Raw genomic sequence first — 16,572 nt, 5'->3', positions numbered from 1 at the left:
ATCTTGTCATAACAAGTTGCGAAAATCAATCCATTCGCCCACGCCACCGGGCGCAATGTCGCTCCGCAACGCAGCGTTATAATCCGACGACCTCAAGTCACGCGCTCCGACGTGCTGTCGCCCGTCCGCTCATCGCTCATGCCGACCCGTCGCCCGACCTTCGAGATCGACTCTCCGGTCCCGCTCTATCAGCAGATCAAGAACACCTTGCGCACCGGCATTCTCGAAGGCCAGTATGCGCCGCACAGCCGCATGCCTTCCGAGAGCGAGCTTCAGCATAGGTTCGACGTGAGCCGCATCACGATCCGGCAGGCGCTTGGCGATCTTCAGAAGGAAGGTCTGATTTTCAAGGTGCATGGAAAAGGTTCGTTCGTCTCGCAGCCGAAGGCGTCCCAGAACATCACTTCATTGCAAGGGTTCGCCGAGGCGATGGCGAGCACCGGACACGAAATCGTCAATCGCGTGCTGTCGTTTCGCGTAGTGCCCGCGCTCGCGGAAGTCGCGGCGAAACTCGGACTGCCCAAAGGGGCCAAGGTCGTGGAAATTCATCGGGTCCGTCTGCTCAATCGCGAACCGGTGTCCTACGAGATCACGTTCCTGCCGGAGAGTCTCGGCAAGAAGCTGCAGAAGGCCGATCTCGCCACACGGGATATCTTCCTCATCCTTGAGAACGATTGTGGCGTAACCCTGGGCAGCGCGGACCTGAGCATCGACGCGATATCGGCAGAGGCCTTCGTCGCCCGAGCGCTCGATATCAAGAAGGATTCGCCGCTGTTACGGATCGAACGGCTCACGCACGATAATCGAGGCCAGCCCGTCGACTTCGAATACCTCTATGTGAGAAGCGGCACGTTTCAGTACCGGCTGCGCATCGACCGCAAGCGCCCTGCGAAAGCGAATCGAAACGCGAAGACATCGAACTAGAAAAGCATGGCTCTCGATTATCCAGCGTGGAATCTTCACGCCGTCACCGCTCCATGCCTGCAAGGCATATCCCCCAACCTGCAAAGTATTATTCGCGCACACAACTGATGCCTACAGTGGGTACCAGGGACGCAGAGATCGTCGATAGACCGACAGGTCGCTGCTCTTCAGGACGTTACCTTCATGTACGAGTTATCAGGAGTCGTGCCATGAACACGCAAGTCGTTTTGATCACCGGAGGCCTGACAGGCATCGGTCGCGCCGCCGCTGTCGCCTTCGCTAAAAAAGGCGCGAAAGTCGTCGTTGCCGGCCGGCGTGACGAAGCCGGGAAGACGCTCGTCGAGGAGTTGCGTACGTTCGGTTCCGAGGCCGAGTTCATCAACACCGACGTCCGCAACGAAGAGGACGTGCGCGCACTGGTCGACAAGACGGTCGCGCGATTTGGTCGTCTCGACGTCGCGGTGAACAATGCCGGCACTGAAGGCCAGGTGGGTCCGATCACGGACCAGACCGCGGAAAGCTATGCCGCAACATTCGACACGAATGTGCTCGGCGTGATCCTGAGCATGAAGCACGAAGTGCGCGTCATGCAGAACCAGGGAAGCGGCAACATCATCAACATTTCGTCGACCTACGGGCATGAAGGTGCGGCGGGCGCGTCGGTGTATGTCGGCAGCAAGCACGCCGTCGAAGGCATCACCAAATCCGTGGCGCTCGAGATCGCCGCTTCGGGGATTCGTGTGAACGCTGTCGCGCCGGGTCCCACGGACACGGGTATGTTGACCCGCTTTACCGGCACGCAGGAAAACAAGGCGGCACTGGTGACAGGTGTCCCGCTGGGTCGCCTCGGTCTATCGGAAGAGCTTGCCAACGCGATCGTCTTCATCGCGTCGGACGAAGCGTCGTTCATCACCGGCCATGTCCTCAACGTCGATGGCGGTCACTCCGCGAACTGATCACGTCCGTGCACGAGCGCTCGCTCCGCGCCTGGTTGCGGAGCGAGCGGACGTCCAGGCACCGGCGGAAACGCGAACGCGATGGCCATCGCACCGAACGCGACGCAGGCCATGCTCGCACCCACAATCACGATGATCCAGCGGTAGTTGCCCGTCGATTGGCCCGCGCCTTGCGGGACCGTGTCGTTCCGATCGCGCTCGATGGCACTTCCCCTCGCCCGACTGATATCTTCACAACGAACAGCTTGGCCCGAGATCGACAGCGTGAAAAAAGTCCCGGCCTCTTTACGCCGGTGACCCAATCCCCCCACTCACCATAGTGCCTTCTTGAATATCGTCAATTTACGATATATGATTCGGTCTGAAGCGATACAGACATCCGGGCCTCCGGCTACGGGTCTGCCCCGCTGTTCATGGATTCGAGATCCGGCAATGACGACGATCGACATCGACGCGATTCACAAGGCGCTCGCCAATCCGGTGCGCCGCGAGATTCTTGCGTGGTTGCGCGAGCCGTCGACGCACTTCCCCGATCAGGAGATCACGCTCGAGCACGGCGTATGTGCAGGCGAGATCGACGAGCGTTGCGGTCTGTCGCAGTCCACCGTGTCGGCGCATCTGGCCGCGTTGCAGCGGGCGGAACTGGTGACGTCGAAGCGCGTCGGCCAGTGGGTGTTTTTCAAGCGCAACGAGCCGGTCATCACGGCCTTTCTCGAACACATGAACGCGGATCTTTGACACGGGTGCGGCGCCCTTGCGCTGCGCTCTTCCCTGACGTTGTCCTGAAAGCGGCGGACCCGGTCCGCCAGCATGGGTAAATGATTATGCCGACACTTTTCGATCCTCTCCTGATTGGCGACCTTACGTTGCCGAACCGCGTCATCATGGCGCCGCTCACGCGACAACGCGCCGGCGAAGAACGCGTGCCGAACGCGCTGATGGCCCGTTACTACGCCGAGCGCGCCTCGGCCGGTCTGATCCTCAGCGAGGCGACGTCGGTGACGCCGCAAGGCGTCGGCTACGCAGAAACGCCCGGCATCTGGTCGCAGGAACAAGTCGAAGGCTGGAAGCTCGTCACGAGCGCCGTGCATGCCGCCGGCGGCCTGATCTTCCTGCAACTGTGGCACGTGGGCCGCGTTTCCGATCCGGTCTTTCTGAACGGCGAACTGCCGGTCGCGCCGAGCGCGATCGCGCCGCAAGGCCACGTTAGCCTCGTGCGTCCGCAGCGCGAATTCGTGACGCCGCGTGCACTCGATCTGTCGGAGATTCCGGGCATCGTCGCCGCGTATCGCAAGGGCGCGGAAAACGCGAAGGCCGCGGGCTTCGACGGCGTCGAAGTGCATGGCGCGAACGGCTATCTGCTCGACCAGTTCCTGCAGGACAGCACGAATCGCCGTACCGACGAATACGGTGGCTCGATCGAAAACCGCGCACGTCTGCTGCTCGAAGTTACCGACGCGTGTATCGATGTGTGGGGCGCGAACCGCGTCGGCGTACACCTTGCGCCGCGCCGCGATTCGCACACGATGGGCGACTCCGATCCGGCCGCGACGTTCGGCTATGTCGCGCGCGAACTCGGCAAACGCAAGATCGCGTTCATCGCAGCGCGCGAGTATGTCGGCGACGACCGCCTCGGCCCGCTGCTGAAGCAGGCGTTCGGTGGCCCGTATATCGTGAACGAAAAGTTCACGAAGGAAAGCGCGCAGCGCGTGCTCGACGCGGGTGAAGCCGATGCGGTCGCATGGGGCCAACTGTTCATCGCGAACCCGGATCTGCCGCGCCGCCTCGAACTCGATGCGCCGCTGAATGCACCGAACCCGGCGACATACTACGCACGAGGTGAAACGGGCTACGTCGATTATCCGGCGCTCGAAACGACGGCCTGATCGAAAGGGCTTCGCGCTTCACTGTCGATACGCTGTCGATTCGCTATCGATTTACGAAGCCCATGTTGTACCGCACGCGGCGAGTGCCGCCGGACGAGATTCCGGCGGCACTCGCCGCGTTTTCATTTGCCTGACTGAAGTGGCCGGGCGCTTCGGCATGCAGTGGATACTCGACGCCCGTCCGCAAGGGCGACTACACTGCGCACACCGCCCTTGTACCTTCCTCCGCTTCGGATCTGCCCATGCATCTGCTGACTCTCGCGCTGCACTTCGACCGCAATCTCGGCAGCCTGATCGCGCAATACGGCACAGCCGTGTATGCGATGCTGTTCGCGGTCGTTTTCGTCGAGATCGGATTCCTCCCGTTGTTCTTTCTGCCCGGCGATCCGCTGATCTTCATCTGCGGCGCGTTTGCCGCGACCGGTGCGCTGAACGTGTGGATCGTGACGCCGGTGCTGTTCGCGGCGACGATCGCGGGCAGCATCGTCTGCTATGGAATTGGCCGCGCGGTGGGTGAAACGGTTTATACGTCGCAGTATCGCTGGCTCGACCGCAATGCGTTGCGACGTGCCCATGCATTTTACGAAGCCCGAGGCGGGCTCACGTTTCTCGCGTCGCCGTTCATCGCGGTGGTGCGAACGTTCGCGCCGTTCGTCGCCGGTGTGTCGCGGATGACGTTCGCGCGCTTCGTGTCGTACGTCACGGCGGGCGCGGCACTGTGGATCGGCTCGCTGGTCGCGGCCGGCTATCTGTTTGGCAATGTGCCGCTGGTGCGCGATCATATGAGTTCGATCGTGCTGCTGGGCGTGGCGCTCGGTGTCGGTTCGCTGGTGGTCAGTGCGCTGTGGCGCGCGGTGCGGCACACTGGTCGGCCGCGTGCGTGACGGGATTTGAAGCTCGCATAAGCACAACCCGCTTGAAGAAGGACACGTTCATGGCCCTATCCGGTCTGCTGGTATTCGCACTCGCGCTAATCGTCGTGGCCGGTTCGCCGGGCCCGAGCGTCGCGGCACTCGTCGCGCGCGTGCTGACGAACGGTCTGCGCGACGTGCTGCCGTTCCTCGCCGCAATGTGGCTCGGCGAAGCGCTGTGGCTCACGTGCGCGGTTGCAGGTCTCGCGGTGATCGCGCACACGTTCGCGATGGTGTTCATCGCGGTGAAGTTCGCGGGCGTCGCGTACCTGCTGTTTCTCGCATGGAAGATGTGGTTCGCGCCGACCGACGTCCACGAAAATCCGCTGCCGGGCGGTCAGTCGCCGTGGCGGATGTTCATCGCCGGTTTGATGGTGACGCTCGGCAACCCGAAGATCATGGTGTTCTATCTCGCGCTGCTGCCGACGATCATCGATCTGTCGCGCGTCGGTACGGTCGCCTGGATCGAGCTGACGCTGACGATGCTTGCGGTACTCGTGTTCGTCGACGTCGCGTGGGCGACGCTCGCTGCGCGCGCCCGCGCGCTACTGACGAGCCGTCGCGCAGTGAAGATCGCAAACCGGACCAGCGCAACGATGATGGCCGGCGCAGCCGCGGCGATCGCGACGCGCTAAACCGCACCGCCGCGCGCGAATCGGCAGCAGGACTTTTTCTTCAGACCGCAGCAGCCATCCGTCGCAAATACGCCGACGCATACGCATCGACCGCACACAGCACCGCGCCCTGCAATGCCGCGCCGTGCTCGAATGCCGCGGGCACCACTTCGGGCGGATACGGCACCGCGCGCGCGAGCATCGCCGCGAGCCCGGGCAGGATCCGCGGCACTCGCGCCATCCCACCGCCCACGGCGATACGCGAAGGGTCGAACATCAGCGCGACGTTAGCGACCTGCACCGCGAGCACACGCAACGCATCGTCGATCAACGCGGCGACGCGCACATCGTCGGCAGCGATCGCGAACGCTTCACGCGCGCTGACCGGACGCCCGAGCAACGCACTCGTGCGCGCCGACAGAGCACTGCCCGACACGAACTCCTCGAGCGGCGAACCACCTTCGGCAAACGGCGTCTCATCCGGCACGCCGCGCAACTGGTAGCCAATTTCACCGGCCGCGCCATGCGCGCCGCGCAGCACCTTGCCGTCGATCACCGCAGCCGCTGCGAGTCCTGTCCCAAGATTCAGATACAGCCCGCATTCGACGCCCATCAACGCGCCGCATCGCGCCTCCGCGAGTGCGGCCGCCTTCACGTCGGTCTCGACAGCAAGGTCGACGTCACCGAATCCATCGCGCAATGTGCGCACGAGCGGCAACGTGTCCCAGCCCGGATTGTTCGGCGCGAGCTTGATGCCGTCCGGTTCGACGATGCCCGGAGTGACGACCGCGACCGTCCGCAACGTGCCGCCGTGTTGCACGGCCGTTTGCGCGACCAGCGCGTGCGCCGCATCGAACATCCGCGCCATCACGCGCGCGGCGCCCTGCTGCGCCTGCGTCGGCAGTTCTGTTTCGACGAGCCGCGTGCCCTGCCCGGTCGCCGTCGTCAGTGCGATCTTCGTGCCGCCGATGTCAACCGCAAGCACGAAGTCCGCGCCGCCTTCCGCGTGAATGTGCGACCCGTTGCCCGCCGTCGTGCCCGCGCTGCGGCTTTCTTCGCTGTCGTTGTATCGCATGCCTGCCTTATCCGTTCACTGCACTGCACTACGCTTCAATCCCGTTCATTGTCCGCGCGCCGCGGCATCGTCCTCGCCCTGACGCTCGAGAAACACTTCGCGCACTTCCTTTGGCCCGAACGGCCAGACCCGCACGACCCGTGCCCAGATCAGAAACGCAACGACCCCGACGACGATCCACCCGGTCGACAGCCATTGCGATTGCCGGTCGGTCGCGTAGTACACGTACAGCCAGCCGACCAGCGCGACGAGACTCGGCACCGGATAGAGCCACTGCCGGTACGGCCGGCGCAGTTCCGGCTGACGACGCCGCAGCACCGTCAGCGCGGCGATCTGCGCGACCGACTGCAGCAGCACCGACACCGCGACCAGCATGTTGATCACCGTCGTCAGATCGAAGAAGCTGCCCGCCGCAGTGATCACGCCCATCACCAGCAGCGCGACGTGTGGGAAGTTGTGCTTCGGATGCAGCTTGCCGAACGCCGCGAGGAACACGCCGTCGCGGGCCGCGTGAAACGGCACGCGCGAACCGCCGAGCAGCCCCGCGAACACCGATGCGAACGCCGCGATCAGGATCAGGATCGTCACGATTGCCGCGGCCGTGTGCCCCCAGTTGCGCGACACCACCAGCGACGCGACCGAGCTCGACTTCGCGACGTCCTGCCACGGTACGGTGCCGATCACGCCGACGTTCATCGCGAGATAGAACACCATCATCGCGACGATCGACACGATGATCGAGCGCGGCATCACGCGGCCGGGGTTCTCCAGTTCGTCGCCCATGTACGCGGTCGTGTTGTAGCCCGCGTAGTCGTAGATCGCGATGATCAGACCCGCGCCGAGTCCGGTCATGAACTTGCCGACATCGCCGGCACCCGGCGGCAGCGACATCGCGAGATTCAGATGGAAGTCGGAATACGCGGCGGCCGTGGTGAGGCCGACGGCCAGCACCATGATGATCCACAGCACGGCACTCAGCGAACGGATCGACTCGATGCGCCGGTACAGCGCGAACACGACGAGCGCGGTAACGACGAGGCCGATCGCATGGCTCTGCCACGGCTGCAGGTTCGGCAGGAAGAAGCCGAGGTACTGCACGAAACCGATGATCCCCGTGCTCATGATCAGCGGAATCGACAGCATCGCGGTCCAGATGAACAGGAACGGCATCAGACGTCCGGTGCGGTACTGGAACGCTTCGCGCACGTACAGGTAGGTGCCGCCCGCGCCCGGCATCGCGGCGCCGAGTTCGGCCCACACGAGGCCGTCGGCCATCGCGAGCAGCGCGCCCACGATCCAGCCGACCACCGCGAGCGGTCCATTCATCACCGCGACGATCGCGGGAATCGTGATGAACGGGCCGATCCCGCAGATCTGGATCATGTTCACGGCGATCGCCGGGAACAGCCCGACCGAACGACGGAAGTGTGGTGCTGGCGGCGTCTGCGTTGCATCGCCGTTCGCGGAACGGCCATCCGTCCAGGTCGAGGAGGAATCGCTCATCGGTTGTCTCCATGCGGCAGGGCCGCGCTTGTCGTCGAAAGAGGCTGCTGCGCCGTTCGGGCTTCGTCGCGCTTTGTTGTTTTGTTCCGCCTGCTGCTGCTTTGTACGGCTGCGCGACGTCGATGGCCGGATGATAGGAAAGTTTCTTTACGAATGCAAATACGCCAAAATTCGGCGAAGCACCGAGACGCCCCTGCCGGACACCGACGCTTGCCCCGATCCGGCCCGATTGTTAGCATCGCCCGTCACCCGCACGAATCCGCCATGAATCTGCCCACGCGCAAACGCACCCGACCGAAACCGCCCGTCACCCGAGGCCCCGCCTTCGTCCGGCAAGGCAACGAATGGGCGATCTACCAGCATCTGCTGGACCTCGCGCCCGCGTCGAGCCCGCAGCTCGCGGAAACGATCGGGCTGTCGAAGGTCACGATTTCGGCGGCATTGAACAATCTGGAGCGGCTCGGTCTCGTCGAGCAGAGCGGCGTGCGCGCGGGCAACGCAGGACGCGCGCCGCGGCTCTACGCGCCGCGCGCGGACGCGGGATTCGTCGTCGCGATCGACGTCGGCGCGGAGTGGATTCGCGGCGCGCTCGCCGACCTGACCGGCCGCGTGGTCGCACGCATGGACAAGCGCACGCCCGCGCGTGTCGCGCGGCTCGTCGCGCAGATCGTCGAACTCGTCACGACGATGCTCGACGAACGCGGCATCCAGCGCGACGACGTGCTCGCGACGGTACTCGGATCGCCTGGCGTGTTCGATCCGGAGAAAGGCCGACTGCGGCTTGCGGCAAATCTGCCAGGCTGGGAGCGTACAGATCTGATCTCGTCGCTGCGCGACGCGCTCGGTGCGGACATCGTGATCGAGAACGACATCAACCTCGCGGCGCTCGGCGAGCAGAAGCACGGTATCGGCCGCGGCGTCGACAATTTCGTGCTGATGTGGGTCGGCACCGGCATCGGCATCGGCATCGTCACGGACGGCAAACTGCATCGCGGCGCGCAGGGATTCGCCGGCGAAATCGCGATGCTGCCGCCCGCGCCTTCCGGCGCCGATACGCTGCCGGCAACCCGCCATCGCGGACTGTTCGAAGCGCAGGCCGCGGCGAAGGCGATCGTCGCGCATGCGCACCGGCTCGGTCTGCATGTCGCAAGCGCGGAGGACGTGTTCGCGGCGGCGCACGCAGGCGATCGTCGCGCACTCGAATGCGTAGCCGACGAAGCGCAACATCTCGCATGGGCACTCGCGTCGATCGTACCGATTCTCGACCCGACGCTCGTCGTGCTCGCGGGCGGGATCGGCCGCAACGGCACACTGCTGCTGCCGAGGATCCGGGAGTATCTGTCCGAACGTCTGCTGATGCCGGTGCCCGACTTCGCAATTTCGACAACGGGCACCGACGGCGTGCTGCTCGGCGCGATCGAGCAGGGACTGGATCACGCACGGCGGCGCGCGTTTGAGCGGCTCGGCTATTAACGCTACTGACCGGTATTGTCTGGCGTGCGCGTGCGATACGACGCGAGTAACGCCTGCCACCATTCCGCGTGACGCAGCAGGAAGATGCGGTCGGGAAAATGATGACGCGCCACGTGCTCCTGCGGCACGGTGTCCCAGCCGCGATGCTCGACGGTCACACGCGTTTCGTTCCCGACGGCTTCGAAGCGCACGTCGACGTGCGTCAGTTGATCCGCCGCGAAACTCGCCTGACGCCATTCGAATGCGAGCCGTTCACCCGGCTCCCATGCGGTGATGCGCCCGATCTCGAACACACTGCCGTCGGGCTGCGTTTCGATCAGGCGTCCATCGTCGATCGCATCGCGCTCGAACGACAGCACGCCCCTGCCCTGCGGCGTGAACTGGAACAGGTCGTTCGGTTGCCACCACGCGCCGATCTCCTGCGTAAAGACGTCGAAGGCCTGCTGCGGCGAAACCGCGACGCGCAGCGACACCAGCACGTGCGAACTCACGACCACCGCTCCACGTGCGCCTTGAACGCCTGCAGTTGCGTCGACCAGAGTTGCTCGGTCTGTTCGAGCCACGCGCGCAGTTCGCTCATCGGCGCGGACCTCAGCATATAGACGCGTACGCGCGCATCGAAGCCGTCATGTCCATCGCCGTGGCGAGACTCTTCGATCAGCTCGCTCGCGCGCAGCACGCGGAGATGGCGGCTCATCGCCTGTGGGCTCAGACCGGTGGCCTGCGCGAGTTCGCCGGCGCGCATCGGCCGCTCGCGCAACAGATCGACGACCTGCCGGCGATTCGGATCGGCGAGCGCGGCCAGCGTCCGGTCGAGCGAGGCTGGATCTAGCGCAGCGGTAGCCGTGCGTCGCATGCGTCACACCCACCCGTCGATCTTCAGCCCGCTCGCCTGCTCAGCTTCCTCGCGCGACACCTGCCGCATCGTCTGACCGAAGCTCCACACGTGCCCTTCGAGGTCGCGCGCCGCGTAGGTGCGATCGCCATAGAACTGATCCTCCGGTTCGCGCGTGATCACGGCGCCCGCCGCGCGTGCCCGCGCGCAGTGGTCATCGAGACCGGACTGCAGATGCACGTGGATCGATTGCGTGTTCTTGCCGTTGAGCCCGGCGGGACTCACGGTGTACTCGGCGTATTCGCTGCCGATCATCAGCAGGCCGTCGCCGAACTTCATCTCGGCGTGCGCGACGTGCCCTTCGTTGTCGGTGATCACCATCGAGCGCTCGAAGCCGAACGCTTTTTCGAGCCAGTCGAGTGCGGCAAGAGGATCGCGATAGAACAGCCCAGAGGCCAGTGTGGGACGACGGAACGGATCGGACATGACTGTCTCCTTGATTAACCATCGAGTTGATATTTAACATCGTAGTTAAACAATTCGAAGAATTCAAGGACCGCGTTTTGTGCCGCATCACAGACGAAGATCCCTCCGCAAACACGCGGAGCACCATTCGATGTCGAGCAGCCCCGCCTACTGACCTTTACTCCGAGCGGTTCGAGCGGCCAGGAATCCGCCAATCGCGCCGCCAAGATGGCTCTGCCATGAAATCCCGGGGTAGATCGGCAATACGCCGAGCAGCATGCTCAAGCCGTACGTACCCACGACAAAAAGCGCAACCAGAATCGTGAAGACATTGCGCGTATAGATGCCGCGGCCGATAAGGTAGCCGGCAAATCCAGACACGACGCCGCTCGCGCCGATGTGATCGGACGACGCCGAGCCGAAAACCCACGCACAGAGTCCCGCGCCCAGCATCGAGCCAATCAAGGCCGGGAAGAAGTTTGAGATTCGCGGCCACATGGTCAGCCAGCCGAGTATCAGCAGGCCACCCGTGTTGGCCACGATGTGCTGGAGGTTCGCATGCAGCCAGGGGGCAAACAGAATCCCCTGCAAGCCGCTCGCGGTGTGAGGAATAACGCCATGCCGGTTCAGATGAAGTCCCGGTATGGCAACGGACAGAAAGAACGTCAACCATATCGAGCCGACGAATACCGCAAGCGTAATCACTCGCACCTTGATCTGCTCGCTCGTCGCCCGAGAAGTGCCGGGCCTGGCTTTCAAAGCTACCCCTTATATTTTGGCAAAGTAACTTTTTGCTTATACCAAATTAAAGGACTCCCGGTCATTGGCCACACTTTGCGTCCTCACCGTGTGCGATGGCTGATGGTCATTAGCGTCGACGAACCGCGGCCCGCCCCCGACACAGTCTCACAGACCTGCATCGTCGACGGGCCGCACGCTTACGTTACTTCAACGTTATTTCAACGTCACTTCACCATCACTTCCGCCCCTGCACCTTGATCGACACATACCGATCCGGTTGCAGGCAAGCGATCAACGCGCGACTCTCGCCACCTTCCGGGCAATTCGTTCTCGGTTCGCTGGAGCCGACGCCCGTCGCGTGAATCAGGTTGCCGTCGAGTCCACGGTCGATGAGGTAGGTCCGAACGGTATTGGCCCGCGCAACCGACAAAGGCCCATTGATGGATGCCGGACCCAGCCTGTCGGTATGACCGACCACGTCGATGCTAGTCACACCGTCATGCTGACGGATGCGTTCGGCAATTCCGTCGAGTTCGGTTTTGCCGGCCGGCAGCATCGACCCCGCACTCGACTTGTCGAACGGAAACAGCGCATCGCTCTGCAACGTGAAGTCCTCGATCGTCACCGGTTCGGACTTCTTCGTTTCCACCGGTGCGACGGCGGCGGTGTCTGTACCGCACCGGAAAAGCAGATGGCGAGGATCGCTACGCGTGTCGTCGGCGGCGCGCACAAGGTCGGTCTTTTCGATCGGGTGTACGCCCTTGTCACCGCAGATACGCTGCGCCACCTTCATACACGTCTTCGAGCTTTCAAAGAGTCCACCACACTCGACCTTATAGATCTGAACGCCGTTGGCCATGTTGACCGAATACGCGTTGAACATCGGCCCCGAAGATGACGTACAGCCGGTAACGGCAAGCACCCCTGCGGAGAACAGGCCTGCGAAAAAAAGTCGTTTCATCACTTGCTCCATAGATTTGTTGGTGGCGAAAGAGACGCGGCGAGTAGTCGCCGCGCGGTCCTCGCGATTTACCATTGCATTGCCGCACCGACACCGAACGTCGTGCCTCCGGGGCTCATGCCGACGCCGGCCTTCATCTTGATGTTCTCGGTCAGCCGCGCGGTGCCCCCGAGCGCAACAGCCTGATAGCCTCTAAAGCCTCCCGTACCGATCCCGAACGACAACGTCTTGTCCTTGTCGACCTCCGGAATCATGGTCAGCGCCGTTGCGGCAGCGATGCCCGAATACGCGTTGCGCGCGACGGAATTGATGCCGTTCTGCAGATCGTTCACGCGAGCGTCGGTGTAGGCATTCGCCTGCGAGAGCGAGGCGTTCAGCTGCTGGACGTTGACCGCGTCGTTAGGCGCAGTTCCAGCCCCCACGTTGGTAATTTGCCGCGGCGACGTGTCCGAGCCTACCGAGACCACATTGGAGCGCCCCCCATCGTTACTGCCCGCACCGAGCGCAACGGAATTGTTGCCGCTGGACGTGGACCCCGCGCCGATCGCAGTCGAACTGTTGCCCGACGCCGTCGAGCCGTTGCCCACCGCGGAGCTGTTGGTCCCGGACGCCACGGCGCCCTGCCCGCCAGCCGACGAATTCGAGCCGCTGGACGACGGTGACGTCGAGGTTCCCGGACTGGACGAGAAGCTGCCGCCACCGGTGTTGCTCTGGTTGATCAGCGAGAGCAGGTTTTGATTCACCGCCTGAAGCTGACTGACGTTGACGGCATCGGTGCCAGCCATACCGGCTGCGACGCCGGTAATCTGCCGGTTGCCGATGTTGACCTCGCCCGCCGACGACTGCGGACTGCTCAACCCGTACGCGATGTAGTTGCTCAACGCGCCGACCGTCGTCACCGATCCCGCGCCTAGCGCAACGCTGTTCGCCATCGATGCAGTAGAACCGGCTCCGAGTGCGACGCCGTCGATTGCGCTGCTGTTGGACCCCGAGCCGATCGCGATACCGCCGGCATTCGCCGCGCTCGCGTTCGCACCTTGCGCGATCGACTGCGCACCGCTCGCGAGCGAGCCGCTGCCGAGTGCGATCGCATCCGCCTGAGCCGCGCTCGAGCTTTCGCCGATCGCGACACCGCCGGGCGCCGTCGAGTCGACGATCGCGCCGTTGCCGATGCCCACACCGTTATCGCCGTTGACGACTGTCGTCGGTCCGACGGCGATCGATTCCGCGCCGACGGCCAGCGAATCCGCCGCCGTCGAATTCGCGTGGAAGTACAGCTGACCGGTGACCGCAAACGACGACAGCGCGCCCGCCAACTGCCGGATGGTGACCGCGTCGTGCGCCTGCGTGCCGTCGGCGACGTTCGTCAGCTGGCGATACGTGTTGCCCGTCGCGCTGCCGACCGACACGGCACCCAGCAAGGTTTCGTCCGACGTGTTGAACGGGATCGAGTGCGTGCCGTTGGCGATCGAGCCGACACCAGAGAGCACTGCGCGATCGGACACCGAGCCTGAGCCGAGCGCGACGCCGCCGGCTATCGACACGTTCGTTTGAGCGCCGAGTGCGACTGCGTTGTCCGCCGCCGCCGCTGCACCGTTACCGCCGGAGAAACTGCTCACGCCGCTCGCCGTCGCGCCCACGCCAGCCGCGAGCGAGTTGGTACCGGTGGCGCCGTTGTTGTTGAAGTTACCGCCCTGCGTGCCGCCGTCGTTGACGCTGTAGTAGTGCGTCGCGTCGGCCGTCACGGTCGCGGCGAGATTGTTGACCGCCTGATCCGTCGCGAACAGCTGCGAGCCGTTCACCGCGTCCGTGCTCGTCCCGCTGACCTGGCCGGCCGACACGTTCGTGATCTGGCGCGTCCCGGTCGCCGTGCCGACGCTGACCACGCCGGCCGGTGTACCGCCCGCGTAGTTAAACGTGGCGCCGTTGATCGTACCGGTCGCAGTGAGCACGGCGGGAGTGGTCACCGTGGCACCCTGACCCAGCGCGACGTTCGACCCGGTCACGCCAGCGGCGATGCTTGCGCCCTGGCCGAGCACGGTGGAATTGGCGACGCCGTTATCGGTCGACTGATTGCCGACCACCACCGAAGCCGCACCCGTCGCCGTTGCGCCGAAACCGCCGGCTGCGGCGTTCGCTCCCGACGACACCGGCTGGACCGCCGTCACCGAGTTGTTGGACACAAACGGACCGACGGTGCCGCTGGTCAGGTTGCCGACAGCCTGGTTCGTCGCATACAGCTCGCTGCCGTTCACCGCATCCGTGCTGGTTGGGTTCACGCGGCCTGCCGCGAGGTTGGTCAGCGTGCGTTCATTGCCCACTGAGCCGATGCTCACGGTACTGCCTGGCGTCACGCCTTGCACCGCGCTCGTGACGCCGCCCACCGTGACCGTGGGCGTGGCGACCGCGGCGGCGGTCGTGCTGCCCGCGCCGAGCGCCACTGCGTTTGCGTTGCCGGCCGACGCGTTGGCACCCAGCGCGATCGCATCTGCCTGGTTCGCCACCGCCGTGTCGCCGAATGCGAGCGCGCTCGCGCCAGTGGCGTTGCTCGCGTTGCCCAGCGCGACTGCACCCTGTCCGTTCGCGGTATTGCCGTCGCCCTGCGCAATCGCCCCCTGGCCTGTCGCCGTGTTGTTCTGGCCCACCGCGATCGCACCGTTGCCGTTCACGGTGTTGGGATCGCCGATCGCGACCGCGCCGTTGCCAGTCGCAGTCTGCCCCTGACCGAGCGCGACCGCGCCGGTCCCGCCGAGCACCTTCGAGTTCTGTCCGCCGGCGATCGAACCCGCGCCGGCTGCCGCGGCAACGGTATTGGTGTCGCCGAACGCGACTGTCGATGCAGCGAGCGCACTTGAGCCGTTGCCGACGGCGACCGCGTTGGCGGCGCTAGCCGTTGCGGAGGTGCCCACCGCGAGGGCACTGACTCCGTTGGAGATGGAGTTGACACCGAAGGCGATCGCCGATGTCCCCACGGCGCTGGCTGCTCCGCCGATGGCTATGGCATTCAGATCGGTAGCACTCGCGGAGAAACCGACGGCCATCGCATGCGTGCCGTTGGCGACAGCGACATCGCCGATCGCGACAGACGCGTTGCCCGCCGCGGTCGCGGACGTGCCCAGCGCCGTGGCCAGCAGGCTGTTCGCCGTGCTCGCGCTGCCCAGCGCTATCGCACCGTCATTCGTTGCCTGAGACTGACCGCCGGCGGCAATCGCGTTGTTGCCCGATGCGATGGCACCCGCGGTGCCGTTGCCGCCCAGGGCGAGCGCGCCTGCGCCGGATGCCTGAACCGCCGTAGCCGCCGCGGTGCCGCCCATACCCAATGCGGTTGCATTGGCGCCGGTGGCCTGCGAAAACGTGCCGATGGCGGTGGATTGCGCCCCCGACGCGTGGGCGAGGGAACCCACGCCCGTACTCCATGTTCCCGTGGCGACGGCTGAATTACCGATCGCCACGCCTTGCATGCCTGTCGCGGTCGCACCATTGCCTAGCGCAACTGCCTCGAATGTCGTCGCCGTGGTGCCACTTGGAAGTACGGTTCCCGACGCACCGGTCGCCACTGCATTCGCACCGATCGCGATCGGCGAGCCTCCAGCGCCCGAGGCGACGGCCTTGGCCCCGCCGCCGAGGGCGACAGCGGGTCCGTCGACAGTACTAGCCGTCGCGCTAACGCCGATGGCGGTGGCGTTCTGCCCTAGAGCCTGCGCGCCTATGCCCGCCGCGAACGCATTGGCTCCGTTTGCAACGGAATTGGTACCAACGGCGATTGACGCATCGGTCATGGCATTAGCTGCCTGACCGAGAGCAAAGGCGTTCGTGCCAGTCGCGTGGGAGTTGTAGCCGATCGCCATCGCATTGAGGCCATTGGTGGCACTGGTATAACCGATGGCGATCGAAGCCCCTCCACTTGCGATACTGCCGACGCCCATCGCGATGGCAACCGAGCTGTTCGAAACGGCTCCGTTCCCCACGGCCACGGAGGCGATGCCCGCTGACGTAGCCCCGGTTCCCACTGCGGTGGAGTCTCCCCCCGATGCCGTTGCACTCCCGCCCACCGCGGTGTCGCCGGCACTGCTGGCCGTGGACTGAAAACCCACGCACGACGAACTGCCGTTGTAGGCGTTGAATGGCGACGCAGCGCAGCTAACCTGTGCCTCCGCCTGCGCAGCCCATCCGCCCATGCCGACCAGCAACAACGCGGCCAGAACGCGCAGACGGGAACCGGGAAGCG

15 protein-coding genes are annotated in these 16,572 nt (G+C 64.6%); 7 read left to right on the top strand and 8 right to left on the bottom strand.

What is annotated here, in order from left to right; translation table 11 throughout:
- Window positions 1-138: 138 nt before the first annotated feature.
- The 6 genes from ACREXZ_RS12895 (at window position 139) to ACREXZ_RS12870 (ending at window position 5,312) form a co-directional block, all read left to right on the top strand.
- Window positions 139-924 carry a GntR family transcriptional regulator gene (locus ACREXZ_RS12895; protein WP_431764457.1) on the top strand — a complete coding sequence of 262 codons (786 nt, stop codon included), beginning with the start codon at window positions 139-141 and terminating at the stop codon, window positions 922-924.
- Between the two features lie 209 nt (window positions 925-1,133).
- Complete coding sequence (locus ACREXZ_RS12890; protein ID WP_431764500.1) at window positions 1,134-1,880, top strand: SDR family NAD(P)-dependent oxidoreductase; 747 nt, start codon at window positions 1,134-1,136, stop codon at window positions 1,878-1,880.
- Window positions 1,881-2,312: 432 nt separating this feature from the next.
- Window positions 2,313-2,618, top strand: coding sequence for an ArsR/SmtB family transcription factor (locus ACREXZ_RS12885; protein WP_431764456.1), 306 nt, complete (start codon window positions 2,313-2,315; stop codon window positions 2,616-2,618).
- Window positions 2,619-2,704: 86 nt separating this feature from the next.
- Window positions 2,705-3,766 (top strand): alkene reductase, encoded by a 1,062-nt coding sequence (locus ACREXZ_RS12880; protein ID WP_431764499.1) that lies wholly within the window; start codon window positions 2,705-2,707, stop codon window positions 3,764-3,766.
- Between the two features lie 242 nt (window positions 3,767-4,008).
- The gene (locus tag ACREXZ_RS12875; protein WP_431764455.1) at window positions 4,009-4,650 is read left to right on the top strand and encodes a VTT domain-containing protein; all 642 of its coding nucleotides are present in this window, start codon (window positions 4,009-4,011) and stop codon (window positions 4,648-4,650) included.
- 50 nt (window positions 4,651-4,700) lie between these two features.
- On the top strand, window positions 4,701-5,312 hold the full coding sequence (locus ACREXZ_RS12870) for a LysE family translocator (RefSeq protein WP_431764454.1): 612 nt from the start codon (window positions 4,701-4,703) through the stop codon (window positions 5,310-5,312).
- A gap of 40 nt (window positions 5,313-5,352) precedes the next feature.
- Here ACREXZ_RS12870 and ACREXZ_RS12865 read toward each other — a convergent pair whose 3' ends face one another.
- Window positions 5,353-6,366: an ROK family protein gene (locus ACREXZ_RS12865; RefSeq protein WP_431764453.1), complete on the bottom strand. Its 1,014-nt coding sequence runs from the start codon at window positions 6,364-6,366 to the stop codon at window positions 5,353-5,355.
- A gap of 45 nt (window positions 6,367-6,411) precedes the next feature.
- Complete coding sequence (locus ACREXZ_RS12860) at window positions 6,412-7,869, bottom strand: APC family permease (RefSeq protein ID WP_431764452.1); 1,458 nt, start codon at window positions 7,867-7,869, stop codon at window positions 6,412-6,414.
- Window positions 7,870-8,133: 264 nt separating this feature from the next.
- Here ACREXZ_RS12860 and ACREXZ_RS12855 point away from each other — a divergent pair, with 264 nt between their 5' ends.
- On the top strand, window positions 8,134-9,342 hold the full coding sequence (locus tag ACREXZ_RS12855; RefSeq protein WP_431764451.1) for an ROK family protein: 1,209 nt from the start codon (window positions 8,134-8,136) through the stop codon (window positions 9,340-9,342).
- A 2-nt stretch (window positions 9,343-9,344) separates the two neighbouring features.
- Here the strand turns inward: ACREXZ_RS12855 and ACREXZ_RS12850 are convergent, their stop codons facing one another.
- The 6 genes from ACREXZ_RS12850 to ACREXZ_RS12825 all read right to left on the bottom strand — a co-directional run bounded on the left by ACREXZ_RS12850 (window position 9,345) and on the right by ACREXZ_RS12825 (window position 16,522).
- Window positions 9,345-9,833, bottom strand: a complete 489-nt coding sequence (locus ACREXZ_RS12850) for an SRPBCC family protein (RefSeq protein WP_431764450.1) — start codon at window positions 9,831-9,833, stop codon at window positions 9,345-9,347.
- The gene (locus ACREXZ_RS12845) at window positions 9,830-10,198 is read right to left on the bottom strand and encodes an ArsR/SmtB family transcription factor (protein ID WP_431764449.1); all 369 of its coding nucleotides are present in this window, start codon (window positions 10,196-10,198) and stop codon (window positions 9,830-9,832) included. Before ACREXZ_RS12845 ends, ACREXZ_RS12850 begins: the two co-directional genes overlap by 4 nt.
- A gap of 3 nt (window positions 10,199-10,201) precedes the next feature.
- A complete protein-coding gene (locus ACREXZ_RS12840; protein ID WP_431764448.1) occupies window positions 10,202-10,663 on the bottom strand; it encodes a VOC family protein in 462 nt (153 codons plus the stop codon).
- A gap of 147 nt (window positions 10,664-10,810) precedes the next feature.
- Window positions 10,811-11,401 carry a rhomboid family intramembrane serine protease gene (locus ACREXZ_RS12835; protein ID WP_431764447.1) on the bottom strand — a complete coding sequence of 197 codons (591 nt, stop codon included), beginning with the start codon at window positions 11,399-11,401 and terminating at the stop codon, window positions 10,811-10,813.
- Between the two features lie 217 nt (window positions 11,402-11,618).
- A complete protein-coding gene (locus ACREXZ_RS12830; RefSeq protein ID WP_431764446.1) occupies window positions 11,619-12,356 on the bottom strand; it encodes an OmpA family protein in 738 nt (245 codons plus the stop codon).
- A 56-nt stretch (window positions 12,357-12,412) separates the two neighbouring features.
- Entirely contained in the window at window positions 12,413-16,522 is a 4,110-nt protein-coding gene (locus tag ACREXZ_RS12825; RefSeq protein ID WP_431764498.1) for a beta strand repeat-containing protein, read from the bottom strand.
- Window positions 16,523-16,572 lie beyond the last annotated feature (50 nt).

It is taken from the genome of Paraburkholderia sp. (assembly GCF_050742655.1).
GTDB lineage: Bacteria > Pseudomonadota > Gammaproteobacteria > Burkholderiales > Burkholderiaceae > Paraburkholderia.
The sequence above is the reverse complement of the archived record's forward strand: the minus strand, read 5'-3'. Positions and strand labels throughout refer to the sequence as shown.

Bases quoted from the DNA above. Each gene is read 5' to 3' on its own strand.
- ACREXZ_RS12895 (WP_431764457.1), top strand. From the start codon at position 139: ATGCCGACCCGTCGCCCGACCTTCGAGATCGACTCTCCGGTCCCGCTC.
- ACREXZ_RS12890 (WP_431764500.1), top strand. From the start codon at position 1,134: ATGAACACGCAAGTCGTTTTGATCACCGGAGGCCTGACAGGCATCGGT.
- ACREXZ_RS12885 (WP_431764456.1), top strand. From the start codon at position 2,313: ATGACGACGATCGACATCGACGCGATTCACAAGGCGCTCGCCAATCCG.
- ACREXZ_RS12880 (WP_431764499.1), top strand. From the start codon at position 2,705: ATGCCGACACTTTTCGATCCTCTCCTGATTGGCGACCTTACGTTGCCG.
- ACREXZ_RS12875 (WP_431764455.1), top strand. From the start codon at position 4,009: ATGCATCTGCTGACTCTCGCGCTGCACTTCGACCGCAATCTCGGCAGC.
- ACREXZ_RS12870 (WP_431764454.1), top strand. From the start codon at position 4,701: ATGGCCCTATCCGGTCTGCTGGTATTCGCACTCGCGCTAATCGTCGTG.
- ACREXZ_RS12865 (WP_431764453.1), bottom strand. From the start codon at position 6,366: ATGCGATACAACGACAGCGAAGAAAGCCGCAGCGCGGGCACGACGGCG.
- ACREXZ_RS12860 (WP_431764452.1), bottom strand. From the start codon at position 7,869: ATGAGCGATTCCTCCTCGACCTGGACGGATGGCCGTTCCGCGAACGGC.
- ACREXZ_RS12855 (WP_431764451.1), top strand. From the start codon at position 8,134: ATGAATCTGCCCACGCGCAAACGCACCCGACCGAAACCGCCCGTCACC.
- ACREXZ_RS12845 (WP_431764449.1), bottom strand. From the start codon at position 10,198: ATGCGACGCACGGCTACCGCTGCGCTAGATCCAGCCTCGCTCGACCGG.
- ACREXZ_RS12840 (WP_431764448.1), bottom strand. From the start codon at position 10,663: ATGTCCGATCCGTTCCGTCGTCCCACACTGGCCTCTGGGCTGTTCTAT.
- ACREXZ_RS12830 (WP_431764446.1), bottom strand. From the start codon at position 12,356: ATGGAGCAAGTGATGAAACGACTTTTTTTCGCAGGCCTGTTCTCCGCA.
- ACREXZ_RS12825 (WP_431764498.1), bottom strand. From the start codon at position 16,522: ATGGGCGGATGGGCTGCGCAGGCGGAGGCACAGGTTAGCTGCGCTGCG.